The 26,001-nt window shown below is 70.4% G+C and carries 24 protein-coding genes; 11 read left to right on the forward strand and 13 right to left on the reverse strand.

What is annotated here, in order from left to right:
• Position 1: 1 nt before the first annotated feature.
• Positions 2-1,003 carry a dihydroxyacetone kinase subunit DhaK gene (dhaK, locus tag KYT88_RS09515; RefSeq protein ID WP_043586520.1) on the reverse strand — a complete coding sequence of 334 codons (1,002 nt, stop codon included), beginning with the start codon at positions 1,001-1,003 and terminating at the stop codon, positions 2-4.
• A 227-nt stretch (positions 1,004-1,230) separates the two neighbouring features.
• On the opposite strand from dhaK, the gene KYT88_RS09520 reads away from it, so the two are divergent.
• On the forward strand, positions 1,231-2,037 hold the full coding sequence (locus KYT88_RS09520) for an MIP/aquaporin family protein (protein WP_182480720.1): 807 nt from the start codon (positions 1,231-1,233) through the stop codon (positions 2,035-2,037).
• A 30-nt stretch (positions 2,038-2,067) separates the two neighbouring features.
• Positions 2,068-3,585 (forward strand): glycerol kinase GlpK, encoded by a 1,518-nt coding sequence (gene glpK, locus KYT88_RS09525; protein WP_012038518.1) that lies wholly within the window; start codon positions 2,068-2,070, stop codon positions 3,583-3,585.
• A gap of 89 nt (positions 3,586-3,674) precedes the next feature.
• On the opposite strand, the gene KYT88_RS09530 is transcribed toward glpK, so the two are convergent.
• Together KYT88_RS09530 and trpD are read right to left on the reverse strand one after the other, a co-directional pair.
• Positions 3,675-4,421 carry an SOS response-associated peptidase gene (locus KYT88_RS09530; RefSeq protein WP_043586516.1) on the reverse strand — a complete coding sequence of 249 codons (747 nt, stop codon included), beginning with the start codon at positions 4,419-4,421 and terminating at the stop codon, positions 3,675-3,677.
• Positions 4,422-4,467: 46 nt separating this feature from the next.
• On the reverse strand, positions 4,468-5,523 hold the full coding sequence (trpD, locus tag KYT88_RS09535; RefSeq protein ID WP_043586514.1) for an anthranilate phosphoribosyltransferase: 1,056 nt from the start codon (positions 5,521-5,523) through the stop codon (positions 4,468-4,470).
• Positions 5,524-5,602: 79 nt separating this feature from the next.
• Between trpD and ctaE the strand changes: the two genes are divergently transcribed.
• The 7 genes from ctaE to KYT88_RS09570 all read left to right on the forward strand — a co-directional run bounded on the left by ctaE (position 5,603) and on the right by KYT88_RS09570 (position 12,482).
• Positions 5,603-6,241 (forward strand): aa3-type cytochrome oxidase subunit III, encoded by a 639-nt coding sequence (ctaE, locus tag KYT88_RS09540; protein ID WP_079533409.1) that lies wholly within the window; start codon positions 5,603-5,605, stop codon positions 6,239-6,241.
• A 26-nt stretch (positions 6,242-6,267) separates the two neighbouring features.
• A complete protein-coding gene (gene qcrC, locus KYT88_RS09545; protein WP_043586512.1) occupies positions 6,268-7,068 on the forward strand; it encodes a cytochrome bc1 complex diheme cytochrome c subunit in 801 nt (266 codons plus the stop codon).
• A 45-nt stretch (positions 7,069-7,113) separates the two neighbouring features.
• Complete coding sequence (qcrA, locus tag KYT88_RS09550; RefSeq protein ID WP_043586510.1) at positions 7,114-8,223, forward strand: cytochrome bc1 complex Rieske iron-sulfur subunit; 1,110 nt, start codon at positions 7,114-7,116, stop codon at positions 8,221-8,223.
• Positions 8,207-9,838: a cytochrome bc1 complex cytochrome b subunit gene (qcrB, locus tag KYT88_RS09555; protein WP_119374015.1), complete on the forward strand. Its 1,632-nt coding sequence runs from the start codon at positions 8,207-8,209 to the stop codon at positions 9,836-9,838. The genes qcrA and qcrB overlap by 17 nt, the downstream gene beginning before the upstream one ends.
• A gap of 113 nt (positions 9,839-9,951) precedes the next feature.
• Positions 9,952-10,872, forward strand: a complete 921-nt coding sequence (locus KYT88_RS09560; protein WP_043586506.1) for a methyltransferase domain-containing protein — start codon at positions 9,952-9,954, stop codon at positions 10,870-10,872.
• Positions 10,873-11,102: 230 nt separating this feature from the next.
• Positions 11,103-11,378 carry a hypothetical protein gene (locus KYT88_RS09565; RefSeq protein ID WP_051629360.1) on the forward strand — a complete coding sequence of 92 codons (276 nt, stop codon included), beginning with the start codon at positions 11,103-11,105 and terminating at the stop codon, positions 11,376-11,378.
• A gap of 9 nt (positions 11,379-11,387) precedes the next feature.
• Positions 11,388-12,482, forward strand: coding sequence for a PP2C family protein-serine/threonine phosphatase (locus KYT88_RS09570; protein WP_051629359.1), 1,095 nt, complete (start codon positions 11,388-11,390; stop codon positions 12,480-12,482).
• 226 nt (positions 12,483-12,708) lie between these two features.
• Here KYT88_RS09570 and KYT88_RS09575 read toward each other — a convergent pair whose 3' ends face one another.
• The 6 genes from KYT88_RS09575 to KYT88_RS09600 all read right to left on the reverse strand — a co-directional run bounded on the left by KYT88_RS09575 (position 12,709) and on the right by KYT88_RS09600 (position 18,272).
• The gene (locus KYT88_RS09575) at positions 12,709-13,146 is read right to left on the reverse strand and encodes a GNAT family N-acetyltransferase (protein WP_043586504.1); all 438 of its coding nucleotides are present in this window, start codon (positions 13,144-13,146) and stop codon (positions 12,709-12,711) included.
• 4 nt (positions 13,147-13,150) lie between these two features.
• Positions 13,151-13,567, reverse strand: coding sequence for a cytochrome c oxidase subunit 4 (locus KYT88_RS09580; protein ID WP_043586502.1), 417 nt, complete (start codon positions 13,565-13,567; stop codon positions 13,151-13,153).
• Between the two features lies 1 nt (position 13,568).
• On the reverse strand, positions 13,569-15,314 hold the full coding sequence (ctaD, locus tag KYT88_RS09585) for an aa3-type cytochrome oxidase subunit I (protein WP_043586500.1): 1,746 nt from the start codon (positions 15,312-15,314) through the stop codon (positions 13,569-13,571).
• 10 nt (positions 15,315-15,324) lie between these two features.
• Positions 15,325-16,236 (reverse strand): aa3-type cytochrome oxidase subunit II, encoded by a 912-nt coding sequence (ctaC, locus tag KYT88_RS09590; RefSeq protein ID WP_043586498.1) that lies wholly within the window; start codon positions 16,234-16,236, stop codon positions 15,325-15,327.
• A 124-nt stretch (positions 16,237-16,360) separates the two neighbouring features.
• Positions 16,361-16,723, reverse strand: a complete 363-nt coding sequence (erpA, locus tag KYT88_RS09595; RefSeq protein ID WP_012038530.1) for an iron-sulfur cluster insertion protein ErpA — start codon at positions 16,721-16,723, stop codon at positions 16,361-16,363.
• Positions 16,724-16,850: 127 nt separating this feature from the next.
• Complete coding sequence (locus KYT88_RS09600) at positions 16,851-18,272, reverse strand: dipeptidase (RefSeq protein WP_043586495.1); 1,422 nt, start codon at positions 18,270-18,272, stop codon at positions 16,851-16,853.
• Between the two features lie 40 nt (positions 18,273-18,312).
• Here KYT88_RS09600 and KYT88_RS09605 point away from each other — a divergent pair, with 40 nt between their 5' ends.
• On the forward strand, positions 18,313-18,906 hold the full coding sequence (locus tag KYT88_RS09605) for a DUF3043 domain-containing protein (RefSeq protein ID WP_043586493.1): 594 nt from the start codon (positions 18,313-18,315) through the stop codon (positions 18,904-18,906).
• Between the two features lie 30 nt (positions 18,907-18,936).
• On the opposite strand, the gene KYT88_RS09610 is transcribed toward KYT88_RS09605, so the two are convergent.
• The 3 genes from KYT88_RS09610 to hisD all read right to left on the reverse strand — a co-directional run bounded on the left by KYT88_RS09610 (position 18,937) and on the right by hisD (position 21,830).
• Entirely contained in the window at positions 18,937-19,971 is a 1,035-nt protein-coding gene (locus KYT88_RS09610) for a quinone-dependent dihydroorotate dehydrogenase (RefSeq protein WP_043586491.1), read from the reverse strand.
• Between the two features lie 63 nt (positions 19,972-20,034).
• A complete protein-coding gene (gene nrdR, locus KYT88_RS09615) occupies positions 20,035-20,508 on the reverse strand; it encodes a transcriptional regulator NrdR (RefSeq protein ID WP_043586489.1) in 474 nt (157 codons plus the stop codon).
• Between the two features lie 17 nt (positions 20,509-20,525).
• A complete protein-coding gene (gene hisD / locus KYT88_RS09620) occupies positions 20,526-21,830 on the reverse strand; it encodes a histidinol dehydrogenase (RefSeq protein WP_043587829.1) in 1,305 nt (434 codons plus the stop codon).
• A 61-nt stretch (positions 21,831-21,891) separates the two neighbouring features.
• Here hisD and KYT88_RS09625 point away from each other — a divergent pair, with 61 nt between their 5' ends.
• Complete coding sequence (locus KYT88_RS09625) at positions 21,892-22,407, forward strand: flavin reductase family protein (protein WP_043586487.1); 516 nt, start codon at positions 21,892-21,894, stop codon at positions 22,405-22,407.
• Positions 22,408-22,438: 31 nt separating this feature from the next.
• On the opposite strand, the gene dnaE is transcribed toward KYT88_RS09625, so the two are convergent.
• Positions 22,439-25,900 carry a DNA polymerase III subunit alpha gene (gene dnaE, locus KYT88_RS09630; protein ID WP_051629408.1) on the reverse strand — a complete coding sequence of 1,154 codons (3,462 nt, stop codon included), beginning with the start codon at positions 25,898-25,900 and terminating at the stop codon, positions 22,439-22,441.
• Positions 25,901-26,001: the final 101 nt, after the last annotated feature.

The raw sequence follows: 26,001 nt of genomic DNA on the forward strand, positions 1-26,001 counted from the left end.
GCTACCTCCCCCACCGCAGCGCGGCGGTCTGCACGGGCGAGTCCCACAGGTCGACCAGCTCGTCGTCGAGCAGCAGCACCGTGAGGGACAGTCCCTCCATGTCGAGGGCCGTGACGTAGTCTCCCACGAGGCTCCTGGCGACGGTCAGGCCGGCCTCCTCGAGCACGGCGGCCGCCCGGCGGTAGGCGATGTAGAGCTCGGACAGCGGCGTGGCGCCCATCCCGTTCACCATCAGCAGCACACGGCTGCCGGCCGGCGCGGCGAGGTCCTCGAGCACCGGGTCGAGGAGCCGCTCCACGATGGCGTCCACCGGCTCGAGCGGCAGCTTGACGCGGCCGGGCTCCCCGTGGATCCCGATGCCGATCTCCATCTCGTCGTCCTCGAGCGCGAAGCTCGGCTCGCCGGCGTGCGGGACGGTGCACGCGCGGATGGCGACGCCCATGCTCCTCACCTGCCCGATCACCCGCTCGGCGATCGCGGCCACGGCGTCGAGGTCGTCCCCGCGCTCCGCGGCGGCGCCCGCGATGCGCTCGACGAGCACCGTGCCGGCGACCCCGCGGCGGCCTGCCGTGTAGAGGGAGTCGGTGACCGCGACGTCGTCGTCGACCACGACCGTCCTCACGCGCACGCCCTCCGCCTCCGCGAGCTCGGCGGCCGTCTCGAAGTTGAGGACGTCGCCCGTGTAGTTCTTCACGATGTGCAGCACTCCCGCCCCGCCGTCCACGGCCAGGGTCGCGGCGACGACCGGATCCGGGGTGGGGCTCGTGAACACCGGTCCGGGCACGGCCGCGTCGAGCATGCCGTGGCCCACGAAGCCCGCATGCAGCGGCTCGTGCCCGCTGCCGCCGCCGCTGACGAGCGCCACGCGCCCGGGACGGGTGGGCTCCGCGCGCCGGACGAAGAGCGGATCCGCGCTCAGGGTGACCAGGTCGGGGTGCGCGGCGGCGAAGCCCGCGACGGCCTCGTCGGCCACCGCCCTCGGGTCGTTGATCAGCTTCTTCACGGCCGGCTCCTCGCGGGTCTCGAGCGGCCTGACGGCAGCCGCGCATCCGAGCCGGATCGAGGACGGGACTCGGTCGGCGGCGACTCGGGTGTGTCGCCAACATACGCCCGGGAGGACGGGCTCCGACAGCCCCGCCGACCCTCCCACAGGGGCAGGGATCCGCGTCGCCGAGCGGCCAGCCGCGACAGGAAGGGCGTCCCCACCGGCACTAGATTGGAGCCACCGCGATGATGCGGAAGAGGTCGCCCCCGCGCCTCGACGAACGATCGGAGCACCACGCAGTGGATCTTGGAGTCATTTTCCTGTCGGAGACGGTGGGCACCGCCCTCCTCGTCCTCCTCGGATGCGGAGTAGTGGCGAACGTCGCGCTCATCAAGTCGAAGGGGCTCGCCGGCGGCACCCTGATGGTCAACTTCGGCTGGGGCCTCGCGGTCTTCGCCGGTGTCACCGTCTCGTACGCGTCCGGCGCGCACCTGAACCCGGCCGTCACGCTCGGCCTCCTCGCCGCCGGCAAGATCCAGGACCCGGCGAGCGTCCCCGTGTACATCCTCGCCCAGATGGTCGGCGCGATCATCGGCGCCGTGTTCTGCTGGCTCGCCTACAAGCAGCACTTCGACGAGGAGCCCGACGCGGCCACCAAGCTCGGCGTCTTCTCGACGGGCCCGTCCATCCGCAACTACGCCTGGAACCTCGTCACGGAGATCATCGGCACCTTCGTGCTGGTCATCGTGATCCTCGGCTTCAGCCTCGCGAACAACCCCGACTCGGACGCGGCCACCCCCGCCGGACTCTCCGCCCTCGGCGCGATCCCCGTCGCCCTCCTCGTGGTCGGCATCGGAGCGTCCCTCGGCGGGCCGACCGGCTACGCCATCAACCCCGCCCGTGACCTCGGACCCCGCATCGCGCACGCGTTCCTGCCCATCAAGGGCAAGGGCTCGAGCGACTGGTCCTACGCCTGGGTCCCGGTCGTCGGCCCCGCCATCGGCGGCGTCCTCGCCGGCCTCGCGTCCTACGCGCTGCTCCCCATCCTCTAATTCCCCCCGACCACTCACAGGAGAGACCACATGAGCGAGAAGTACATCGTCGCCATCGACCAGGGCACCACCAGCACGCGTGCCATCGTGTTCGACCACAGCGGATCCATCGTGTCCACCGGCCAGCTCGAGCACGAGCAGATCTTCCCCCGCGCCGGCTGGGTCGAGCACGACCCGATGGAGATCTGGCGCAACACGCGCGAGGTCATCGGCCAGGCGCTGTCCAAGGCCGACATCACACGCCATGACGTCGAGGCCGTAGGCATCACCAACCAGCGCGAGACCGCCGTCGTGTGGGACCGCACCACGGGCAAGCCCGTCTACAACGCCATCGTCTGGCAGGACACCCGCACCCAGAAGATCGTCGACCGCCTCGCGGCCGACGGCGGCGTCGAGCGCTTCAAGCCCACCGTCGGGCTCCCGCTCGCCACCTACTTCTCGGGCACGAAGATCGTCTGGATCCTCGAGAACGTCGACGGCGCGCGCGAGAAGGCCGAGGCCGGCGAGCTCATGTTCGGCACGACCGACACGTGGGTCCTCTGGAACCTCACCGGCGGCACCGACGGCGGCGTGCACGTCACCGACGTCACGAACGCGTCCCGCACGCTCTTCATGGACCTCGAGACGCTCCAGTGGGACGACGAGATCCTCAAGGCCTTCGACGTCCCGCGCTCGATGCTCCCCGAGATCAAGAGCTCCTCGGAGGTCTATGGCCAGGTCGAGTCCTCGAGCCTCCTGCGCGAGGTGCCGATCGCCGGCATCCTGGGCGACCAGCAGGCCGCCACGTTCGGCCAGGCCGCGTTCGACCAGGGCGAGTCGAAGAACACCTACGGCACCGGCAACTTCCTGATCTTCAACACCGGCACCGACATCATCCACTCGCAGAACGGCCTCCTCACCACGCTCGGCTACAAGCTCGGCGACCAGGAGCCGCACTACGCGCTCGAGGGATCCATCGCCGTCACGGGCTCGCTCGTGCAGTGGATGCGCGACAACCTCGGCCTCGTGTCGAGCGCCGCGGAGATCGAGACGCTCGCCGCCACGGTCGAGGACAACGGCGGCGTGTACTTCGTCCCCGCGTTCTCGGGCCTGTTCGCGCCGTACTGGCGCTCGGACGCGCGCGGCGCGCTCGTGGGCCTCACGCGCTACGTCAACAAGGGCCACATCGCCCGCGCCGCGCTGGAGGCCACGGCCTTCCAGACGCGCGAGGTGCTCGACGCGGTCAACGCCGACTCCGGCGTCGACCTCACCGAGCTCAAGGTCGACGGCGGCATGATCGCCAACAACCTGCTGATGCAGTTCCAGGCCGACATCCTCGGCGTGCCCGTCGTCCGCCCCGTCGTCGCGGAGACCACCGCGCTCGGCGCCGCGTACGCCGCGGGCCTCGCCGTCGGCTTCTGGAAGGACCTCGACGACCTCCGCCAGAACTGGCAGGAGGACAGCCGCTGGACGCCGGACATGGACGACGCCGAGCGCGAGCGCCAGCTGCGCCTCTGGAAGAAGGCCGTCACGAAGACCTTCGACTGGGTCGACGACGACGTGCAGTAGACCGCACCCGCACGACCCGCACGCCCCGTCGCCCCAGGTGACGGGGCGTGCGGCGTGTCCGGGCGGTCATCCGACGGCGCGCCGCGACGTCAGATCAGGGTGGGCTGCCCGCCACCGTCGGTCGTGTCGTCGACGGGCGCCACGAGATCCGGTCCGTCGTTCCGCACGCTGTTGACGCGGGTCGAGACGAGTCGCGGCACGAGGTGGGGCTCCGGCAGCGAACCGAGCAGATGACGCACGTCGTCGACCGCCGTCGTCCCGGCGTCCAGCCAGTCGTCCAGGCGGTCGCGCGGCACGATGACGGGCGTGCGGTCGTGGATGCGACCGAGCGCGTCGCTCGCGGCGGACGTGATGATGGCGAGGCTGCGCAGCCACGCGCCGGGCTCCCCGTCGGGCACGGCGGGATCCCTCCAGTGCTCGTATACGGCCGCGAACGCGAGCGGACGCTCGTCCTCGCCGTGGAGGTACACGGGCTGCTTCCCCGCGGCGGTGACCTGCCACTCGTAGTACCCGTCGGCCGGCACGACGGCCCGCCGCGTGAGCACGGCCTTGCGGAACGTCGGCTTCTCCGTGACCGTCTCGACGCGCGCGTTGATGAGCGGTGCGCCCTGCACCGCCTTCGCCCACGGCGGGACGATCCCCCAGCGGGCCGCCGTCAGCACCCGGCGGACCGCGCCGTCCGCGTCGCCGTGCGGCTGCCGGTCGGCGACCATGCGGACCGTGGTCGTCGGGGCGACGTTCCACGAGGGGGGCGGATCGTCGCCGTCCACGTCGTCGACCGCCCACTCCCCGACGAGGTCGCCCGTCGCCCGCGCCACCACGAATCTCCCGCACATGCGACCATCATCCGCCGCACGCGCGACATCGACCGCGCGACGACGATCAGGCGCGGGTCGCCGCCGCCCACTCCTCGAGCTTGGCGGCCGCGCGGCCGGAGTCCACGGCGTCGGCCGCGACGGCGAGCTTCTCGCGCAGCCGGCGCGCCATGGGCTGCTGCACGCGCGTCGGATCCCCCATCAGGTCGAAGGCCTCGAGGCCGGCCGCCGCGTTCAGCAGCACGACGTCGCGCTGCGGGCCGGGCTCGCCGGCGAGGACGCGGCGGATCACCTCCGCGTTCTGCTCCACGCCCTCGCCGAGGAGCGCCTCGATCGGAGCGCGCGGGATCCCCAGCTCCAGCGGGTCGAGATCGTGCTCGGTGACCGCGCCCCGGCTGACCTCCCAGATGTGGCTGTGCCCTGTGGTCGTGAGCTTGTCGATCCCGTCGTCGCCCCGGTACACGAGCGCGGTGGCGCCGCGGGTCCGGAACACGCCCACCATGAGCGGCACGCGCGAGAGGTCGGCGACCCCCACGGCCGACGCCTCCGGGCGCGCCGGGTTGCAGAGCGGCCCGAGCACGTTGAACAGCGTCGAGATGCCGAGCTCGCGCCTGGTGGCCGCTGCGTGCCGGAAGCCCGGGTGGAAGAGGGCGGCGTGGGCGTACGTGATGCCCGTCTCGCGGAGCACCGCGGCCACGCGCTCCGGCGCGATCGTCAGGTCGATGCCGAGGGCCGTCAGCACGTCGGACGCGCCCGAGGCGGAGCTCGCGCCGCGGTTGCCGTGCTTGATCACGGGCACACCCGCCGCGGCCGCGATGACGGACGCCACCGAGGAGATGTTGAGCACCGCGCCGTAAGGGTCGCCTCCCGTCCCCACGATGTCGAGGGCGCGAGGATCCGCGTCGAGCGGCAGCGCCTCCTCGAGGACGGCGTCGCGGAAGCCCACGATCTCGTCGACGGTCTCGCCCGAGGCCCGCAGCGCCACCAGGAGCCCGCCCAACTGCGCGGGAGTGGCCTCCCCGCGCATCACCTGGCGCATGGCCCAGGTGGACTCGGACACCGACAGGTGGCGTCCCTCGATCAGCGTGGTGATGAGCGCGGGCCAGGTCGGGGCGGAGGGCATGCGGATCAGCCTAACGAGCGGCTGGATCGGATCTCACGGGCGGCCGGGTGGGCATCGGGTGTCGTCGGCCTGGGTCATAATGGAACCTGTGACGACCACCTCAATCTCCCCAGTATCGACCGCGCCGGTGGTGAACCGGCCGAACACGGTCGCCGTCGGCACCATCGTGTGGCTCGGCAGCGAGGTGATGTTCTTCGCGGGTCTCTTCGCGATCTACTTCACCCTGCGCTCCACGTCCGGTGCCCTCTGGGAGTTCGAGGCAGGACGCCTCAACGTGCCCTTCTCCCTCGTGAACACGCTCATCCTCGTGTCCAGCTCGTTCACCTGCCAGTTCGGCGTCTTCGCAGCGGAGCGCCTGCAGGCGCGGGCCACGGGATGGAAGCCCAGCCAGTGGGGCACGGTCGAGTGGTTCTTCCTCACCTACGCCCTCGGCGCCATCTTCGTCGTCGGCCAGATCTTCGAGTACGCCACCCTCGTCACCGAGGGCATCACGCTCAGCAGCAATGCCTACGGCTCGGCGTTCTACATGACCACGGGCTTCCACGGCCTGCACGTCACGGGCGGCCTCATCGCCTTCCTCCTCGTCATCGGGCGCATCTTCGCGGTCCGGTCGATGGGGCACAGGGAGGCGACGAGCGCCATCGTCGTGTCCTACTACTGGCACTTCGTCGACGTCGTCTGGATCGGGCTCTTCCTGGTCATCTACGTCCTCAAATAGCACCGAGCGGGAGCATCAACCACAGCATGAGCACCAAGACAGCACGCGCCCGTCGAACCGGTCGCCGCAGCCCCCTGACCACGATCGCCCTCCTCGCCATCGGCCTGCTCACCACGGGCGGCGCCTACGCGATGATCCAGTCGGGCACCGCGTCGGCCGAGGTCGACCTCAAGTCCGCGCAGACCATCGATGAGGGCCAGAAGCTCTTCGGCTCCAACTGCGCCACCTGCCACGGCATGGACGCGACCGGGACGGGCGTGGCCCCGAGCCTCATCGGCGTCGGCGCGGCCTCCGTCGACTTCCAGGTCGGCACCGGCCGCATGCCGCTGCAGGGCACCACGGTCCAGGCGCCCGAGAAGCCCACGCAGTTCACCGACACGCAGGTGAAGGAGCTCGCGGCCTATGTCGCCTCGCTCGCTCCCGGCCCGGCCATCCCCGACGGCCAGTACCTCGACGGGAAGGGCGACCCCGCCAACGGCGCCGAGCTCTTCCGCATCAACTGCGCCATGTGCCACAACGTGGCCGCTGCGGGAGGCGCGCTCACCGAGGGCAAGTTCGCGCCGAGCCTCGAGGGCGTGGCCCCGGTGCACATCTACGAGGCCATGGTCACCGGCCCGCAGAACATGCCGGTCTTCAACGACACCAACATCTCCCCCGAGGACAAGCGCGACATCATCACGTCGCTGCAGTACATCGAGGAGAACAGCACGGTCGGCGGCGCGAACCTCGGCGGGCTCGGCCCGGTGTCCGAGGGGCTCTTCATGTGGATCTTCGGTCTCGGCGGCATCGTCGCCCTGACCGTGTGGCTCACGGCACGGTCCAACTGACGCCCGCATCGATGACCCGCATCAGCACACAGGAGAGGCACGCACATGGCACACGACGATAAGGACGAGTCGGGCGTCGTCCCCGCGGGCTACGACGCCGGCGAGCTCGAGCCGGCGGGCCGTGACGTCGTGCTCCCCGGAGGCACCGCCGTCGCCACGCGCGACGGCTTCCAGAACCCCGGCTTCCCGGAGCACCGCCTCCGCGTCACCGACAAGGACCCGAAGAAGGCCAAGACCGCCGAGCGCGTCGTCTACACCTGGTTCTACCTGTCCATCGTGGGCAGCGTCTTCGCGATCGGCGCCTACTTCGGCTTCCCGATCTACGCGGACGACCCGGGCAGCGTCCGCCTCAACAACCTGTTCCTCGGCGTCGGCATCGCGCTCGCGCTGCTGAGCCTCGGGATCGGTGCCATCCACTGGTCCAAGGCGCTCATGAGCGACCACGAGTTGATCGACGAGCGCCACCCGCAGGGCGGCTCGCCCGCCACGCAGGCCCGCGCCGTCGAGATCTTCGCCCAGGCGAACGAGGAGTCCGGCTTCGGTCGTCGCTCGCTCATCCGCAACAGCCTCATCGGCGCACTCGTCGCCTTCCCGCTGCCGGCCGTGATCCTGTTCCGCGACCTGTACCCGGGCAGCGCCGAGGAGCCCGCCTCCGCCCTCAGCCACACGCTGTGGAAGAAGGGCGAGGTCCTCACGCGCGATCCCTCCGGCACGCCCATCAAGGCGTCGGACGTCACCATCGGATCCGCGTTCCACGTCATCCCCGCCTCCCTCATGGAGATGGAGGAGGGCAAGCTCGAGGAGAAGGCCAAGGCCGCGGTGCTGCTCATGCGCCTCCGTCCCGAGGACCTCGTCGAGACCCCGGAGCGCAAGGGCTGGTCCTACGACGGGATCGTCGCCTACTCCAAGGTCTGCACGCACGTGGGATGCCCGGTGGCGCTCTACGAGCAGCAGACCCACCACCTGCTCTGCCCCTGCCACCAGTCCCAGTTCGACGTGACCAACCACTGCGAGGTCATCTTCGGACCGGCCAAGCGGCCCCTGCCGCAGCTGCCCATCGCCGTCAACGACGAGGGCTACCTCATTGCACAGAGTGATTTCACCGAGCCCGTAGGGGCGAGTTTCTGGGAGCGTCGTGGTGACTACAACAGCTGATCCGACCACGACGGGTGCCGCCGCACCCGCCGCCAAGAGCGGGGGCGGCCTCACCGCCGCGGCCGCGACCTACCTCGACGAGCGCACCAGCGTCAGCGTCGCTGTCAAGGAGTTCGGGCGGAAGATCTTCCCGGACCACTGGTCCTTCATGCTCGGCGAGGTGGCGCTCTACAGCTTCGTCGTCATCCTGCTCACGGGCACGTGGCTGACCTTCTTCTTCAACCCGTCGATGGCGGAGACGCACTACGCCGGCTCCTACGCGCCCCTCAAGGGCGTCGAGATGTCCGTGGCCATGTCCTCGTCGCTCGACATCTCGTTCGACATCCGCGGCGGCCTGCTCATGCGGCAGATCCACCACTGGGCTGCGCTGCTGTTCGTCGCGTCCATCGGCCTGCACATGCTCCGCATCTACTTCACGGGTGCGTTCCGCAAGCCGCGCGAGCTCAACTGGTTCATCGGCTTCGTGCTCTTCATCCTCGCGATGGCCGAGGGCTTCACCGGGTACTCGCTCCCCGACGACCTGCTCTCCGGCAACGGCCTGCGCATCATCGACGGCATGGTGAAGGGGATCCCGGTCATCGGCACGTGGATCTCGTTCCTCCTTTTCGGAGGCGAGTTCCCGGGCACGCACATCATCCCGAGGCTCTACACGCTGCACATCCTGCTGCTGCCGGCGATCCTCGTCGCGTTCCTCGCGCTCCACCTGCTCTTCGTGGTCGTGCACAAGCACACCCAGTTCGCCGGCCCGGGCCGCACGAACGAGAACGTGGTCGGCGTCCCTGTGCTCCCCACGTTCGCCGCGAAGGCCGGCGGGTTCTTCTTCGTGGTCTTCGGCGTGATCGTCGTCATGGCGTCGTTCTTCACGATCAACCCGATCTGGAACTACGGCCCCTACGACCCGTCGCCGGTGTCGGCGGGTACGCAGCCCGACTGGTACATCGGCTTCGCGGACGGCGCGCTGCGCCTCGTCCCGCCGGGACTCGAGTTCGTGCTGTTCGACCACACGTTCTCGTTCAACATCATCCTGCCGATCACGGTCCTGGGTCTGTTCATCGTGCTCGTCGCGCTCTACCCCTTCATCGAGGCGTGGATCACCGGCGACAAGCGCGAGCACCACATCCTCGACCGCCCGCGCAACGCCCCGACGCGCACCGCCATCGGAGCCGCCGGCGTCACGTTCTACGCGGTCCTCTGGTCCGCTGCGAGCTCCGACCTCATCGCCACGCACTTCAAGGTGTCGATGGAGGGCGTCATCCACACGCTGCAGGCGCTTCTGATCCTCGGACCGGTCATCGCCTACCAGGTCGCCAAGCGCATCTGCCTGGCGCTCATGAAGAAGGACCGCGAGATCGCCCTCCACGGCGTCGAGTCGGGCCGCATCGTGAAGCTGCCCGGCGGTGAGTTCATCGAGGTGCACGAGCAGCTCGACGAGTACGAGCGCTGGCGCCTGGTCAGCTACGACGACTACAAGCCGCTCATGATCCGCCCGGACAGCCGTGGACGCATCACGGTCAACCAGCGGGCGCGCGCGGCGCTCTCCAAGTGGTTCTTCGAGGATCGGATCTCCCCGGTGACCACCAAGGACGTCGAGCGCAGCCACAGCGACCACCACTAGGCACGACCCCGTCCGCGTCCCACTCGGACACGCACGAGAGCCGGTCCGGCGTCACGCCGGGCCGGCTCTCGTGCGTCCGGCTCGACCGCCCCACATCGTCTCCAGGAGGACCCGTGGATCTCGATCGGCTCGCCAGCTGGCTCCGCTGCCCCTCCTGCGGTTCGGACCTGCAACCCGTGCCGCCCCTCGTCCTCCGGTGCGAGCACGGGCACACCGTCGACGGGAACAAGCGGGGCTACGCCAACCTCCTCGCACCGGGTACCCGTGTCACCGGCGACACCGCGGAGATGCTCGCCGCGCGCGGAGCCTTCCTCGACCGGGGGCACTACGCCCCGATCGTCGACGCCCTGGTCCACGCGACGGTCGCCCCCAACGAGCCGGCAGCGGATGATCCGTCACCGCTCGCAGTCGCCCGAGGTGGTCATCGCGATCCAGGGCTGCGCATCGTCGACGCCGGATGCGGCACCGGGCACTACCTCCGGGGCCTCCTGGACACCGTGCCCGGATCGACCGGGCTCGCCGCCGACCTCTCCCCCGCCGCGGTCGCCATCGCCGTCCGCGGCCGGCCCGACATCGATGGCGTCGTCGCCGACACGTGGGCCGCCCTCCCGATGCGCGACGGCGTCGCCGACCTGATCCTCGACGTGTTCGCGCCGCGCAACCTGCCCGAGTTCCACCGCGTGCTCGCCCCGCGCGGCCGCGTGGCGATCGTCGCGGCGGGACCGCAGCACCTCGAGGAGCTGCGGGCGTCAGGGCGCGCCGTCGGCGTCCAGGAGGACAAGCGCGAGCGGATCCTCGAGGCGGCCGACCCGTACTTCGAGACCGAGTCGGAGACCCGCGTCCACCGGATGCTGCGCCTCTCGGAGGACGACGTCCGCCTTCTGCTGGGGATGGGCCCGTCCGCGCATCACGCAGCCGTGGCGGACCGTGGAACCACCGTCCACGCGGCCGCGGGGAGCGGCGATCGTCACGATGTCACCATCGATGTCATGACCCACGTCCTGCGTCGGCGCGACGACGTCGACCCCGGCTGACCCCGACCGTTCGCCGGCCGCCCCTCGACGACACCCGTCGCCGGCAACGGCATCTCGTCCCGGACCGGGCCCGGCGAGACGGAGTAGCGTGACGGACGTCACACAGCTGCTGTCCGGGGGGAAGCGGTCGCCATCGTGTCGTGCCTCCCGGTGGCAGCGCCTCTCCATCCACCGGCTGATCCTCGACGGGGCATCGCGTCCGGCCCGACCCATGGATCACGGACCGCATCTTGCTCGACTCGATCACCCTCCGCGTCGCCTTCGGCGTGACGACCCTCACCCTGTTCCTCCTCTTCGCGCTCGTGACGTTCCGCGGCACGCGATCGCCGTTCAGCTTCTGGTGGTGCGCCGCCCTGGTGCTCTTCATGGGCGGATCCCTCGCCTACCTGCAGGACGGCACCGCATCCCAGGTCTGGGGCAACCCGCTCGGCAACGGGCTGATCGTCGCCGGAGCCGCCTGCGTGTGGATGGGGAGCAGGTCCCTGCGCGACCGCGCGACGCCGTAGTGGCTGGTCGTGCCCCCGGCCGCCGTCATGGTGGCCGTGTCGGCGACCGACTCCCCCTCGACGAACGACTGGTCAGGCGGTGCGCTGTTCCTGGCGCTCATGGCGGGCCTCATCGGGCTCTCGACGCGGGAGATCGTGATGCTGGACGCGGGCCTCTCGCGCACGCGCTGGCCGCTCATCCTCGCCTCGGGCGCGCTGGCCGCCTACTACGCGATCCGTCTGGTGGTGTTCCTCGCCACAGGTCCTCGGAGCGGCATCTTCACGATCTGGTTCGGGACGCCGAGCACGACGCTGATCACGCTGGTGCTCCTCGTCGTCGTGTCGTTCAGCATGGCCTCGCTCAGCGGCGAGCAGGCAGCGAGGATGTTCGCCGCACGTGCGGCGACATCCCGGCAGGAGCTCGTGGACGGCGGCAGCGTGCAACGTCGGCTCCTCCCCCAGCGCGTCCCCGACCTGCCCGGCTACGAGGTCGCCGGCGCATGCGTCCCCAGCGGCGCCGTGAGCGGCGACTTCTTCGACTGGCAGCGCACCCCGGAGGGCCTCGTGGTGACGCTCGCCGACGTCATGGGGAAGGGCGTGGGCGCGGCGATGATCGCGGCCACCGTGCGTGCCGCGCTCCGCGTCGCGTCGACGTCCCTCGATCCGGGGCGGACGCTCGCCGTGGTCGACCGCGCCGTCGAGTCCGACCTCGACGCGAACGACGCTTTCGTCACCCTCCTGCATCTCCGGCTCGACGCGCAGAGCGGTCAGATCGCGCTCGTCGACGCCGGCCACGGCCTCGCCATCGTCTGCCGTGCCGACGGCTCCCGCCAGCCCATCCCGTCGCGGAACCTCCCGCTCGGTGCCCTGGGCACCCAGCGGTGGTCCCCCTCGACAATGCGGCTGGACCCCGGCGACATGCTCCTCGTGTGCAGCGACGGCGTGCTCGACCTCTTCGACGGGACCATCGCGTCCATGGATCTGGTCGCCCGCACAGCGATGGACGCCGACGGCACGGCCGCCGCGGCCGTGGCGAGCCTCACCGGCCTCGCAACGGAGACCACGCCTCCGGACGACGTCACGGTCGTGGCGATCCGGCGGCTGCCCCCTACGACCGCCGGCTGACAGCCGCGCGGCACGAGCGCCACGAACCGACGGCGCCTCGGCCGGGCGCCTCCCGCACACGGGGTCCACCGACAGCGGCACGACGCCGCACCTTCGCAACGCTCGCTCCATGCGGAAGACCCGGCGACGGCCGAGCGTGCCCGGCGCCCCGTACGACCGCGCACGCCCGGACGCGGAGATGCCCGGCCTCTCGCGGAGACCGGGCATCGCGACGAACGGAGCGGAGCTACCGCAGGAGCTTCTTGTAGAACTCGGCCGTGCGCTCGTATCCCAGGCGCTTGTAGAACTCGCCGGCACGCCGAGTGCTCATGGTGATCTGCCCGACGCCGCGATCGCCGCAGAGTCGCTCCACGGCACGAACGAGAGCGGAGCCCGTGCCGCCGCTCCTCGCCCCGGCGTCGACGACGAGCTCCTCGAGGTGGGCGCTCAAACCGCCGGCGTAGAGCAGGCGGCTCACGACGAGGTAGGCGTATCCGACGACGGTTCCCGCCTCTTCCGCGACGAGCAGGACATCGCGCCCCTCGTCCTTGTTCGCCCGGAGGATGTGGAAGAACGTGACGTCGAAGTCGTCCCGGGTAGCCGGGGCGTTGATCATGTCGAGCTGCTGGCAGAGGGCGAAGACCGCGTCCGCGTCGGATGCCTGCGCGTGCCGGATGTCGACCATGGGATCAGCGCGCGAAGTAGCCGCGGTAGTACTCGTAGGTCCAGCCCACGAGCGCGATGATGGCGAGCCCACCGCCGATGATCGCGATCCAGATGCCCACGGCGAGGCCGAGGAAGACGGACGCGGCACCGGCCGCGAGGATCACGGGCCACCAGCTCCACGGGCTGAAGAACCCGAGCTCCGGGTCGCCGTCGTCGACGTTGGCGTCGCTGCGGTCCTCCGGGAGCTCCCCGTTCTGCGCCGCGTAGAGACGCGCGACGAAGAAGCCGATGAACGCGGCCAGCACGCCCGAGAGGGCGATGGCCAGCGTGCCGACCCACTCGACCGTGTTCTGGTCGATCAGGTGCCAGATCGTGTACGCAGCCGCCGCGACGACGAAGAACGCCGCGAGCACGTAGAAGAGGTTCCTATTGGCGCGCACGTCACTTCACCTTGTCGCTGGAGATGTCGTAGGTCGCGGCATCGGGAGCGTCCTTGGCCGGACCGATTCCCACGGGGATGCCCGCCTCGGGGTGGTTGAGGTCGAAGGCCGGGGCCTCCGAGCGGATGCGCGGGATGGACGTGAAGTTGTGCCGCGGCGGCGGGCATGAGGTCGCCCACTCGAGCGAGCGGCCGTAGCCCCACGGGTCGTTCACCGTGACCTTGGGTGCCGTGCGCGCGGTGATCCAGACGTTCAGGAAGAACGGGATCATCGAGAGCGCGAGGATGCCCGCGCCGATGGTGGACAGCTGGTTCATCCACGTGAAGTCGTCCTCGGGCTGGTACGTCGCGTAGCGACGCGGCATGCCCATGACGCCCAGCCAGTGCTGGATCAGGAACGTCGTGTGGAAGCCGATGAACAGCAGCCAGAAGTGGACCTTGCCGAGACGCTCGTTGAGCATCGTGCCCGTCCACTTGGGCCACCAGAAGTAGAAGCCGGAGAACATGGCGAACACGACGGTGCCGAACACCACGTAGTGGAAGTGCGCCACGACGAAGTACGTGTCGGACACGTGGAAGTCCAGCGGGGGCGACGCCAGGATGACGCCGGTCAGACCGCCGAACGTGAACGTGATGAGGAAGCCGATGGCCCACAGCATGGGCGTCTCGAACGTCACCGAGCCGCGCCACATCGTGCCGATCCAGTTGAAGATCTTCACGCCGGTGGGGACCGCGATCAGCATGGTCATGAGAGAGAAGAACGGCAGCAGGACGGACCCGGTGACGTACATGTGGTGCGCCCACACCGTGACCGAGAGGGCCGCGATGGAGATGGTCGCGTACACGAGCGTCTTGTACCCGAAGATCGGCTTGCGGCTGAAGACCGGGAAGACCTCGGAGACGATGCCGAAGAACGGCAGCGCGATGATGTACACCTCGGGGTGACCGAAGAACCAGAAGAGGTGCTGCCAGAGGATGGCGCCGCCGTTCGCCGGGTCGTAGATGTGCGCGTCGAATATGCGGTCGGCGCCGAGGCCGAAGAGCGCGGCCGCGAGGACCGGGAACGCCATGAGCACGAGGATCGACGTCACGAGGATGTTCCAGGTGAAGATCGGCATGCGGAACATGGTCATGCCGGGCGCGCGCATGGTGATGATCGTCGTCACGAAGTTGACAGCGCCGAGGATGGTGCCGAAGCCGCTGAGCGCGAGGCCCATCACCCAGAGATTGCCTCCCAATCCTGGCGAGAACGTCGTGCTCGACAGCGGCGCGTAGGCGAACCAGCCGAACGAGGCCGCTCCGGCCGGGGTGAGGAATCCCGCGACGGCGATGAGCGAGCCGAAGTTGAACAGCCAGTAGGCGAAGGCGTTGAGACGCGGGAACGCGACGTCGGGAGCGCCGATCTGCAGTGGCATGAGCACGTTGGCGAAGCCGGCGAAGAGCGGCGTCGCGAACATGAGCAGCATGATCGTGCCGTGCATGGTGAAGAGCTGGTTGTACTGCTCCTTCGTCTCCACGACGTGCAGGCCCGGCTCGAAGAGCTGCGCGCGGATGACGAGGGCCATCACGCCGCCGAGGCAGAAGTAGAGGAACGAGGTGATGAGGTACAGGTACCCGATGGTCTTGTGATCCGTCGAGGTGATCCAGTTGACGACGACGTTCCCACGCCGTTCCGCCTTGCCGGAGTTCTCGAGGACCTTCGCCTGTCCCGCGGGGATCGCGGTGGGACGGTTGAGTGTCGATGTCACGGTGTGTGCCCTACTTCTCGGACGACTCGGTGGTGGCCGGCACGTCGGTGCCGGGGAGGTTCTGCAGGCGGTCGTAGTCCGTGCCGAGGTCACCCTCGAAGCCGGCGGCCTTCTGCTTCTCGATGTAGGCGTTGTACTCATCGATGGAGACGACCTTCACCTGGAAGAGCATGAGGGAGTGGTATTCGCCGCAGAGCTCGGCGCACTTGCCCATGTACGTCCCCTCCTTCTCCGGGATGAACGTCATGTAGTTCGTCTTGCCGGAGATGAGGTCCTTCTTGTAGAGGAAGTCCACCACCCAGAAGGAGTGCAGGGTGTCGCGGGTGTTGAGCTCGAGCTCGACCTTCGTGTTGACCGGCAGGTACAGCGTCGGGAGCTTGTCCTTGTCGATGGAGCCCTGGGGTCCATTCGGGTCGTCGACCGCCTGGACGCCCTGCTCGTAGGCACCGCCCTCGAGGGGCTGGCCGGCCTCGGTCTCGCCGCCCTTGTAGTTGAAGTCCCAGGCCCACTGCTTGCCGAAGACCTGGACCTTGACCTCGGGCTTGTCGAATCGGGCCTCGATGGCGGCCTGGTCCTTGGCGGTGAACGCGAAGAACCCGAGCACGAGGATCAGAGGCACGATCGTGTAGAAGATCTCGATCGGCATGTTGTAGCGCATCTGCACGGGCAGGCCGGTCTGGCCCTTGCGGCGGCGGTACACGACCGCGGCCCAGATGGTGAGGCCCCAGGTGAGGACGCCCACCGCGAGGAGGACGATCCAGGCGGTGACCCACAGGCCGATGACCGAGTCGACGTGGTTGGTCGTGCCCGGTTCCGTCGGCAGGAAGCCCTGGAGCTGCTGCTGCGTGCACCCCGCGAGGAGTACCGAGATGCCCAGGGCGACGGGGATCGTCAGCCAACGTTGACGGCGAGTGAAGCGCACGTGCAGACCCTTCGAAGAACCGGATGTGAGGGGTCCCACACTACGCGACAGGGAGCCGCCCGAAGGACGACCCCCTGCTCGGGCCCCGTGTTTCCGGGCCCAGATCCGCTTACCGTTCCGTGTGTCAGTGGAAAGAGTCCCCGCACGCGCACGACCCGCCGGCGTTCGGGTTGTCGATGGTGAAGCCCTGCTTCTGGATGGTGTCCTCGAAGTCGATGGTGGCGCCGTCGAGGTACGGGACGCTCATCTTGTCGACGATGACCTCGACGCCGTCGAAGTCGACCGTGGCGTCGCCGTCGAGCTCGCGCTCGTCGAAGTAGAGCTGGTAGATGAGCCCCGAGCAGCCGCCGGGCTGGACGGCGACGCGGAGGCGGAGGTCCTCGCGGCCCTCCTGCTGGAGCAGGCTCTTGACCTTGCTCGCCGCGGTGTCCGTGAGTCCGACGCGGTGGGCCGCCTGGGCGGTCTCGGTCAGCGTGGTGTCGGTCATGAGCACTCCTCGGGTGGTGGGATCTGCGGTCGGGCGACTCCGGTGGAGTCTACGTCGTGCAACCGCGGGAGTCACCCGGGTGTTCCCGACCGCCGGGCCGATCCGTTCGGCGATCGGGAGGGGCCCGTCAGCTGCGGCGGGCGATGCGCGACAGCAGGACGGCCTCGCTGAGGATCGCGCGCCGCAGCACGCCCAGGTGCTGCGACTCGTTCGGGCTGTGGGCCCGCGTGTCCGGGTCCTCGACGCCGGTGACCAGGATCTGGGCAGCGGGGAACGCCTCGACGAGGTCGGCGATGAACGGGATGGATCCGCCGATGCCGGCCTGCACGGGCGCGCGGCCCCAGCCGGCGGTCATGGCGGCGGTGGCCTCGGCCATGGCCCAGCCCGTCGTGTCGACGAGGAAGGGATCGCCCTGGTCGACGTCGCTGATCTCCACGTGCGCGCCGAAGGGACGGTTCCGCTCGACGTGCGCCTCGAGGGCGCGGTACGCGTCCGCCGCCGTCTGGCCGGGGGCGATGCGCGCGCTGATGCGGACGGAGACCTCCGGGAGGAGCGTGTTGCTCGCGTTGGCGACGGAGGGCGCGTCGATGCCCGTGACCGTGATGGCGGGCTGCGCCCACAGGCGCGTGAGGATCGGGCCGGTGCCCACCGCGGAGACACCGGGCAGCAGCGCCGCCTCCTCGGCGAGGCGCGCGTCGTCGTAGGCCGGCGTCTCCATGTCGGTCGAGGTGAGGCCCGCGACGGCGACGGATCCGCGCTCATCCCACAGGGAGTCGAGGAGGCGGACGGCAGCCATCATCGCGTCGGGGACGGCGCCGCCGAACATGCCCGAGTGCGAGGCGTGGTCGAGCGTGCGCACCGTGAGGCGGAACGTGACGTTGCCGCGGAGGGCGATCGTGATCGACGGGGTGTCGACGTCCCAGTTGTCGCTGTCGGCGACGACGATGACGTCGGCGGCGAGGGCGTCGTGGTGCGTGGCGAGGAAGTCGGCGAAGGAGCGGGATCCGGCCTCCTCCTCCCCCTCGATGAAGACGGCGAGGCCCAGGTCGAGGTCGTCGCCCTCCGCCTCGACGAGCGCGCGGATGGCCGCCACGTGCGTCATGATGCCGGCCTTGTCGTCGGAGGCGCCGCGCCCGTGCAGGCGGTCGCCGCGGAGGGTCGGCTCGAAGGGCGGGGTCTCCCAGTGCTCGTCCGCTCCGGGGGGCTGCACGTCGTGGTGGGCGTAGAGGAGGACCGTGGGCTTCCCGTTCCGCGCTGCGCGCGTGGCGAGGACGGCGGGCTGCCCGTCCTCGCCCGAGGGGGTCGTGGCGCGGTGGACGGAGACGTCGTCGAAGACGCCGAGCCCGGCGAGGAGCCCCGCGACGGCGTCCGCGCTGGCGGCGACGTGCGTCGGGTCGAAGGCCTGCCAGGAGACGGAGGGGATGCGCACGAGCGCCGAGAGGTCGGCGATCGTGGTGGGCAGACCTCCCGCGACGGCGGCGGCGAGCCGGTCGACGACCTCCTGGTCCGGTGCGGTCACGGCGTCTGCGGAGGTGTCGGGAGGCGTCATGCAGGTAATCTTAGATTCACTCCAGGCAAGGACGAGAGACGTGGCGAAGCAGCACACCCCCGCAGAGACCCCCTCCGAGACGAACGCCCCGGCGCCCGTCGACGGGCGCACGGCCGACGGGAAGAAGGGCCCCACCCCGACCCGTCGGGAGCGGGAGGCCGCGAACCTCCGCCCGCTCGTGCCCCAGGACCGCAAGCTCGCGGCCCAGCAGGCGAAGGAGAAGGCCCGCGAGGCGCGCGCGCGCGCCAACGCGGGCATGGCCGCCGGCGACGAGCGCTACCTGCCCGTCCGCGACAAGGGCCCGCAGAAGCGGTACGCCCGCGACGTGGTGGACGCACGCTGGAGCGTCGGGGAGCTGCTGCTCCCCGTGATGGGCGTCGTCGTGGTGCTCACGTTCGTGCTGCCGAACCTGTCGGCCATCCCGCTGCTGTCGATCTACGTGTTCGTCATCGCCGCGATCATCGACGCGTACTTCACCGGGCGCCGTGTGCGGGCCGCCATCGCCGCCCGCGTCGGCGCCGACCGCGTCGAGCGCGGGATCCGGTGGTACACGGGCATGCGCACAATCCAGATGCGGCCGATGCGCCTGCCGAAGCCGCAGGTGAAGCGGCGCGAGGACGTCACCTTCAGCTGATCGCGCGCACGCGCCGTCAGCGCGTGCGCGTCACCGCGCGCGGCGGATCCGCGCGAGGCCGGCGTTGATGGACCTCGCCCAGAGCGGACCCCGGTAGAGGAACGCCGTGTAGCCCTGCACCAGCGTGGCGCCGGCGTCGAGTCGCGCCTGCACGTCCTCCGCGGTGTCCACCCCGCCGACGGAGATGACGCATGCCTCGGCGGGCAGCGCGCGGCGCAGCGTCCGGAGCACCTCGAGCGCGCGCGGGGCCAGCGGCGCCCCTGAGAGCCCGCCCGCGCCTGCCGCCTCCACGACCGCGGCGTCCGTGCGCAGATCCGCGCGCGACAGGGTCGTGTTCGTGGCGATGACGCCCGCGAGGCCCAGCTCGGTCGCGAGCTCGGCGATCCGCTCGACCTCCGCGTCCTGCAGGTCGGGCGCGATCTTCACGAGCACCGGCACGCCGTCGGCCGCGTCGCGGATGCTCGTGAGGAGGGGGCGGAGCAGCTCGATCTCCTGCAGCCCGCGGAGCCCCTGGGTGTTCGGCGAGCTGACGTTGACCGCGAGGTAGTCGGCGACGGGAGCGACGAGGCGCGTCGACCGGACGTAGTCGGCGACGGCGTCGTCGACGGCCACGGCGCGGGTCTTGCCGATGTTGACGCCGATCACGGGCCGATCGCGCCGGGACCGCAGGCGACGGAGCCGCTCGGCGAGAGCGGCCGCTCCCCCGTTGTTGAAGCCCATGCGGTTGATGACGGCGCGGTCCTCGATCAGGCGGAACAGCCGCGGCCGCGGGTTGCCCGGCTGCGCCTCGGCCGTGACGGTGCCGACCTCGACGTGGCCGAAGCCCAGCTGACCGAGGCCGAGCACGGCCTGCGCGTCCTTGTCGAAGCCGGCGGCCACGCCGAACGGGGACGGGAAGCGCAGGCCGAGCGCATCGACCGCGAGCGACGGGTCCGGCGCCGTCAGCCGCCGGGCGATCCAGCCGAAGCCGGACGACGGGAGGAGGGCGATGGCCGTGGACGCGAGGTGGTGGGCGTCCTCCGGATCCATGCGCGACAGGACCGTGCGGAAGAGGAGGGGATACATCGGCACCAGGCTAGCGCCTGCGCGGGCGGCCTCCTGCGGGACGGACGCAGGACCCGCCGCGGGTCAGAGCGCGTCGGCGTCGGGGCTGGCGGCGTGCGCCACGCGGAGCTGCGCGATGGCCGACTCGAAGTCGTCGAGCGAGTCGAAGCCCTGGTAGACGCTGGCGAAGCGGAGGTACGCGACCTCGTCGAGCTCGCGCAGCGGCGGCAGGATCGACAGGCCGATGTCGTTCGCCTCGATCTGCGACGCGCCGGTGGCCCGGATCGCCTCCTCCACGCGCTGCGCGAGGACCGCGAGGTCGGTGTCGGTCACGGGACGTCCCTGGCACGCCTTGCGGACGCCGGTGACGATCTTCTCCCGGCTGAACGGCTCGACCACGCCGTTGCGCTTGATCACGCTGAGGCTCGCGGTCTCCGTGGTGCTGAAGCGGCGGCCGCACTCGGGGCACTGCCGGCGCCGGCGGATCGACAGGCCGTCGTCGCTCGTGCGGGAGTCGACGACGCGGGAGTCGGGGTGGCGGCAGAAGGGGCAGAACATGGTGTGGCCAGGATACGTCAGGGCGTGAGGCGCGCCGTCACCGCGTCGCCGTGCGCGGGCAGGTCCTCGGCCCGGCTGAGCGCGACGATCATCGGCTCGGCCTCGCGCAGCGCGTCGGCGTCGTAGCGCACGACCTGCTGCGGGCGGAGGAACGTGTACGCGCCGAGGCCCGAGCCGAAGCGCGCCTGGCCGCCCGTGGGGAGAACGTGGTTGGATCCGGCGAGGTAGTCGCCGAGGCTCACCGGGGAGTGCGGGCCCAGGAAGATCGCGCCGGCGCTGTGCAGGTGCGGGAGCAGGGCGTCCGGGTCGGCGGTCTGGACGGAGAGGTGCTCGGGGCCGTACGCGTCGCTGTAGCGCGCGGCCGTGACGAGGTCGTCGACCACGAGGATCGCCGACTGCGGTCCGGTGAGCGCCTGGCCGACGCGGGCCGAGTGACCCGTGGTCGCCGCCAGGGCCTCGACCTCGGCGTCGACCGCACGTGCGAGCTCGGGCGAGTCGGTCACGAGGACCGACGCCGCCATCTCGTCGTGCTCGGCCTGGCTGACGAGGTCGGCGGCCACGAGACGGGGATCGGCGTGCGCGTCGGCGATGACGAGGATCTCGGTCGTGCCGGCCTCGGAGTCGATGCCGGTGACGCCGCGGACGACGCGCTTGGCGGCGGCGACGTAGATGTTGCCGGGGCCCGTGACGACGTCGACGGGCTCGAGGCCGAGGTCCGGGACGCCGTGCGCGAAGGCGCCGATGGCCCCGGCGCCGCCCATCGCGTAGACCTCGTCGACGCCGAGGAGACCGGCGGCACCGAGGATGACCGGGTGCACGGATCCGCCGTGCGCGGCCTGCGCGGGCGAGGCGAGGGCGATGCTCGCGACGCCGGCGACCTGCGCGGCGACGACGTTCATCACGACGCTCGACGGGTAGACGGCCTTGCCGCCCGGGACGTAGAGGCCCACCCGGCGCACCGGCTGCCAGCGCTGGACGATGGTGCCGCCGGGCACGACCGTGGTGGTGGTCTCTGGCGGGACCTGCGCGGCGGAGCCCAGCCGGACGCGGCGGATGGCCTCCTCGAGCGCGGCGCGGACGGCGGGGTCGAGGCCGTCGACGGCGGCGGCGATGGCCTCGGCGGGCACGCGCAGCGTCTCCGGCCGGACCCGGTCGAGCCGTTCCGCCTGGTCGAGCAGCGCGGCGCTCCCCCGCGTGCGCACGTCCTCGACGAGCTCGCGCGCCACGTCGAGCGCGACGGCGACGTCGGTGACCGGACGCGGGAGGAGGTCGAGCAGGTCGGCGGTGCTGGGCGTGGTGCCGCGGAGGTCCTGGATGCGCATCATGACTCCGGAAGTCTACCGAGCGGGCGCCGGGCGGATCCGGCGGCTAGCGTCACCAGGCATGGACGCGCACCCCGCCACCACGCTCGCCGAGGCCCCGGGCCAGGCCGCCTTCCGCGCCGCGTTCCGGCGCCATGCCGCGGGCGTCGCGGTCGTCACGACCCGCGATCCCCACGGCTCCCCCGTCGGCTTCACGGCGACGTCGCTCGCCTCCGTATCGGCGGATCCCCCGCTCGCCAGCTTCAGCCTGGCCCGCACGGCGTCGAGCGCCGCCGCGATCGCCGCCGCCGACCACGTCGCGATCCACGTGCTCGGCGCGCGCGACCGGCAACTCGCCGAACGGCTCAGCGGGCCGGCGTCCGAGCGCTTCGCCGGGGACCACTGGTCCGCCGGCCCGCACGGCCTGCCCGTGCTGGCGGGCGGGACGGCGCTCTTGGTCGCCCGGATCGTCGAGCGGGTGCACGTGCACGACGCGATCGTCGTGATCGTCCGGATCGAGGACGGCGGCACGGGCGTGGAGGACGACCCGCTCGTCTACCACGCGCGCCGCTACCTCCGACCGGGCGCCGAGGCCTGAGCGCTGACGCGCGTGAGCCGAGACGCGCGGGTCACCCCAGGCAGTTCGGCCCGAGCAGCGACTTCAGCTCGCCGTAGAGGTCGGCGCTCACCGTGACCGGGTACGGGATCTCGAACACGCGCCCGCTGTCGCCCTTGACGAGCTGCAGCCGCACCTCGGTGTCGCCCGAGTGGCGGATGAGCACGTCGTTGAGGCCCATGACGGTCTCCGTCGTCGCCCGGTTCTCCGCGAGGCTGATGAGCAGCGGGCCGGACCCGAGGCTCTGCCCGAGGTCGGGCTGGAACATCGAGAAGGCGTGGATGTTCATGCCGTCGTCGCGCGTGGAGACCCGGCCGCGGATCACCACGACGGTGTCGCTCTGCAGGGCCGGCGCGAACTCCTGGTACGCCTTGCCCATGAACATGCAGGTGATCTCGCCGCCGAAGTCCTCGAGCTGCACCATGCCGTACTGGTTGCCGGAGTTGCGGGCGGTGCGGTGCTGCACGCTCGTGAGGAGGCCCGCCAGGGTGACCGTCTCGCCGTCCATCGATGCGTCGGTCGCGAGCAGCTCGGCGATGCCCGTGGAGGCGAGCTTCGCCAGCGGGATCTCGAGCCCGGCCAGCGGGTGGTCGGAGACGTAGAGGCCGAGCATCTCCCGCTCGAAGGCGAGCTTGTCGCGCTTCGCCCACTCCGGCCGCTCGGGCACCTTCCGCGCGTGCTGCGGCTCGTCCCACAGGCTGTCGAAGTCGAAGCCGACCTGGCCGTTCATCGCCGCGCGCTTGTCGCTGACCGACGCGTCGATCATGCCCTCGTGCACCTCGAGCAGCGCTCGGCGGGTGTCGCCCAGCGAGTCGAACGCGCCGGCCTTGATGAGCGACTCGACCGTGCGCTTGTTCGCGACCGGCAGCGGCACCTTCTTGAGGAAGTCGTCGAACGACTCGAACGCGCCCTGCTCGGTGCGGGCGCCTCGGAGCGCCTCGACGACGTTCGCGCCGACGTTCCGGACGGCGCCCAGGCCGAAGCGGATGTCGGCGCCGGCTGCCGCGAAGAAGCCGATCGACTCGTTGACGTCCGGCGGGAGCACCTTGATCCCCATGCGGCGGCACTCGTTGAGGTAGAGCGCCATCTTGTCCTTGGAGTCGCCGACGCTCGTGAGGAGCGCGGCCATGTACTCGGCCGGGTAGTGCGCCTTGAGGTACGCGGTCCAGTAGGAGACGACGCCGTAGGCCGCGGAGTGCGCCTTGTTGAAGGCGTAGTCGGAGAACGGCAGCAGGATGTCCCAGAGGGCCTTGACCGCGGCCATCGAGTAGCCGTTGTCCTTCATGCCCTGCGAGAAGCCCTCGAACTGCTTGTCCAGCTCCGACTTCTTCTTCTTGCCCATCGCGCGTCGGAGGAGGTCGGCCTGCGCGAGCGTGAAGCCCGCGAGCTTCTGCGCCACCGACATCACCTGCTCCTGGTAGACGATGAGGCCGTGCGTGGTGCCGAGGACCTCGCGAAGCGGCTCCTCGAGCTCCGGATGGATCGGGGTGATCTCCTGCAGCCCGTTCTTCCGCAGCGCGTAGTTGGTGTGCGAGTTCGCGCCCATGGGGCCCGGCCGGTAGAGCGCGATGACGGCGGAGATGTCCTCGAAGTTGTCTGGCTTCATCATGCGCAGGAGCGAGCGCATGGGCCCGCCGTCGAGCTGGAAGACGCCCAGCGTGTCCCCACGGGCCAGCAGGTCGTACGCGCCCTGGTCATCGAGGCCCAGGTCCTCGAGCACGAGCTTCTCGCCGCGGTTGGACTCGATGTTGTTGAGCGCGTCGTCGATGATCGTGAGGTTGCGAAGCCCCAGGAAGTCCATCTTGATGAGGCCGAGCGACTCGCACGCGGGGTAGTCGAACTGCGTGACGATCTGGCCGTCCTGCTCCCGCTTCATGATCGGGATGATGTCGATGAGCGGCTCGCTCGACATGATGACGCCGGCAGCGTGCACGCCCCACTGGCGCTTGAGGTTCTCGATCCCCTGCGCGGTCTCGAAGACCTTCTGCGCCTCGGGATCCATCGCGAGCACCTCGCGGAAGTCACCGGCCTCGCGGTACCGCGGGTGGTCGGTGTCGAGGATGCCGGACAGCGGGATGTCCTTGCCCATGATCGCGGGCGGCATGGCCTTGGTGAGCTTGTCGCCCATGGAGAACGGGTAGCCGAGCACACGGCTGGAGTCCTTGAGCGCCTGCTTGGCCTTGATGGTGCCGTACGTGACGATCTGCGCCACCCGCTCGTCGCCGTACTTGTCGGTCACGTAGCGGATGACCTCGCCGCGGCGACGGTCGTCGAAGTCGACGTCGAAGTCGGGCATGGAGACGCGGTCGGGGTTGAGGAACCGCTCGAAGAGCAGGCCGTGCTCCAGCGGGTCGAGATCGGTGATGCCCATGGCGTACGCGACCATCGACCCGGCGCCCGAGCCGCGGCCGGGGCCCACGCGGATCCCGTTCTCCTTCGACCAGTTGATGAAGTCGGCGACGACGAGGAAGTAGCCCGGGAAGCCCATCTGCGCGATGACCCCGACCTCGTAGTCGGCGCGCTTGCGCACGTCGTCCGAGAACCCACGCGGGTACCGGCGCACGAGGCCGCGCTCGACCTCCTTGACGAACCAGGTCTGCTCGCTCTCGCCCTCGGGCACCGGATAGCGCGGCATGTAGTTCGCGGACTCGTTGAACTGCACGTCGCACCGCTCGGCGATGAGCAGCGTGTTGTCGCACGCCTCCTCGTGGTCGCGGAAGAGGTGGCGCATCTGCTGCGCGGTCTTGAGGTAGAACTCGTCGGCGTCGAACTTGAAGCGGTTGGGGTCGTCGAGCGTGGTGCCGGATTGGACGCACAGGAGCGCCGCGTGGCTCGTCGCGTCGTGCTCGTGCGTGTAGTGCAGGTCGTTCGTGGCGACGAGCGGGAGGCCGAGGTCCTTCGCGAGCCGGTGCAGATCGGTCATGATCCGGCGCTCGATGCCGAGCCCGTGGTCCATGACCTCGCAGAAGTAGTTCTCCGCCCCGAAGATGTCGCGGAAGTCCGCCGCGGCCTTCACGGCCTCGTCGTACTGCCCGAGGCGGAGGCGCGTCTGCACCTCGCCGGACGGGCAGCCGGTGGTGGCGATGAGGCCCTTCGCGTAGGTGCTGAGCAGCTCGCGGTCCATGCGGGGCTTGAAGTAGTAGCCCTCGAGCGAGGCGCGCGACGAGAGGCGGAAGAGGTTGTGCATGCCCTCCGTCGTCTCGGCGAGCATCGTGAGGTGCGTGTAGGCACCGGATCCGGAGACGTCGTCCTGGCCGCCGTTGCCCCACCTGATGCGGGTGCGGTCGCCGCGGTGCGTGCCCGGCGTGATGTACGCCTCCGTGCCGATAATGGGCTTGACGCCCGCGGCCTTCGCCTGCTTCCAGAAGTCGAACGCGCCGAACACGTTGCCGTGGTCGGTGATCGCCACGGCCGGCATCCTCTGCTCGGCCGCGGCCTGCACGAGCGGGCCGACGCGGGCCGCCCCGTCGAGCATCGAGTACTCGCTGTGGACGTGGAGGTGGACGAACGAGTCGTTGCGGGGCACGGGTCTCTTCTACTGATCGGTCGGCGGTGCAGCAATCATAGGCAGGCTCC

The sequence above is a fragment of the Clavibacter sp. A6099 genome (assembly GCF_021919125.1).
GTDB lineage: Bacteria > Actinomycetota > Actinomycetes > Actinomycetales > Microbacteriaceae > Clavibacter > Clavibacter seminis.

What these genes read in the sequence shown, in the direction of transcription:
- KYT88_RS09600 (WP_043586495.1), bottom strand. Translation starts at nt 18,272, where the DNA reads ATGACGCCTCCCGACACCTCCGCAGACGCCGTGACCGCACCGGACCAG.
- qcrC (WP_043586512.1), top strand. Translation starts at nt 6,268, where the DNA reads ATGAGCACCAAGACAGCACGCGCCCGTCGAACCGGTCGCCGCAGCCCC.
- ctaE (WP_079533409.1), top strand. Translation starts at nt 5,603, where the DNA reads ATGGAACCTGTGACGACCACCTCAATCTCCCCAGTATCGACCGCGCCG.
- qcrA (WP_043586510.1), top strand. Translation starts at nt 7,114, where the DNA reads ATGGCACACGACGATAAGGACGAGTCGGGCGTCGTCCCCGCGGGCTAC.
- trpD (WP_043586514.1), bottom strand. Translation starts at nt 5,523, where the DNA reads ATGCCCTCCGCCCCGACCTGGCCCGCGCTCATCACCACGCTGATCGAG.
- KYT88_RS09530 (WP_043586516.1), bottom strand. Translation starts at nt 4,421, where the DNA reads ATGTGCGGGAGATTCGTGGTGGCGCGGGCGACGGGCGACCTCGTCGGG.
- dnaE (WP_051629408.1), bottom strand. Translation starts at nt 25,900, where the DNA reads ATGCTCGACGGGGCGGCCCGCGTCGGCCCGCTCGTGCAGGCCGCGGCC.
- KYT88_RS09575 (WP_043586504.1), bottom strand. Translation starts at nt 13,146, where the DNA reads ATGGTCGACATCCGGCACGCGCAGGCATCCGACGCGGACGCGGTCTTC.
- KYT88_RS09625 (WP_043586487.1), top strand. Translation starts at nt 21,892, where the DNA reads ATGGACGCGCACCCCGCCACCACGCTCGCCGAGGCCCCGGGCCAGGCC.
- KYT88_RS09610 (WP_043586491.1), bottom strand. Translation starts at nt 19,971, where the DNA reads ATGTATCCCCTCCTCTTCCGCACGGTCCTGTCGCGCATGGATCCGGAG.
- hisD (WP_043587829.1), bottom strand. Translation starts at nt 21,830, where the DNA reads ATGCGCATCCAGGACCTCCGCGGCACCACGCCCAGCACCGCCGACCTG.
- nrdR (WP_043586489.1), bottom strand. Translation starts at nt 20,508, where the DNA reads ATGTTCTGCCCCTTCTGCCGCCACCCCGACTCCCGCGTCGTCGACTCC.
- erpA (WP_012038530.1), bottom strand. Translation starts at nt 16,723, where the DNA reads ATGACCGACACCACGCTGACCGAGACCGCCCAGGCGGCCCACCGCGTC.
- glpK (WP_012038518.1), top strand. Translation starts at nt 2,068, where the DNA reads ATGAGCGAGAAGTACATCGTCGCCATCGACCAGGGCACCACCAGCACG.
- KYT88_RS09520 (WP_182480720.1), top strand. Translation starts at nt 1,231, where the DNA reads ATGATGCGGAAGAGGTCGCCCCCGCGCCTCGACGAACGATCGGAGCAC.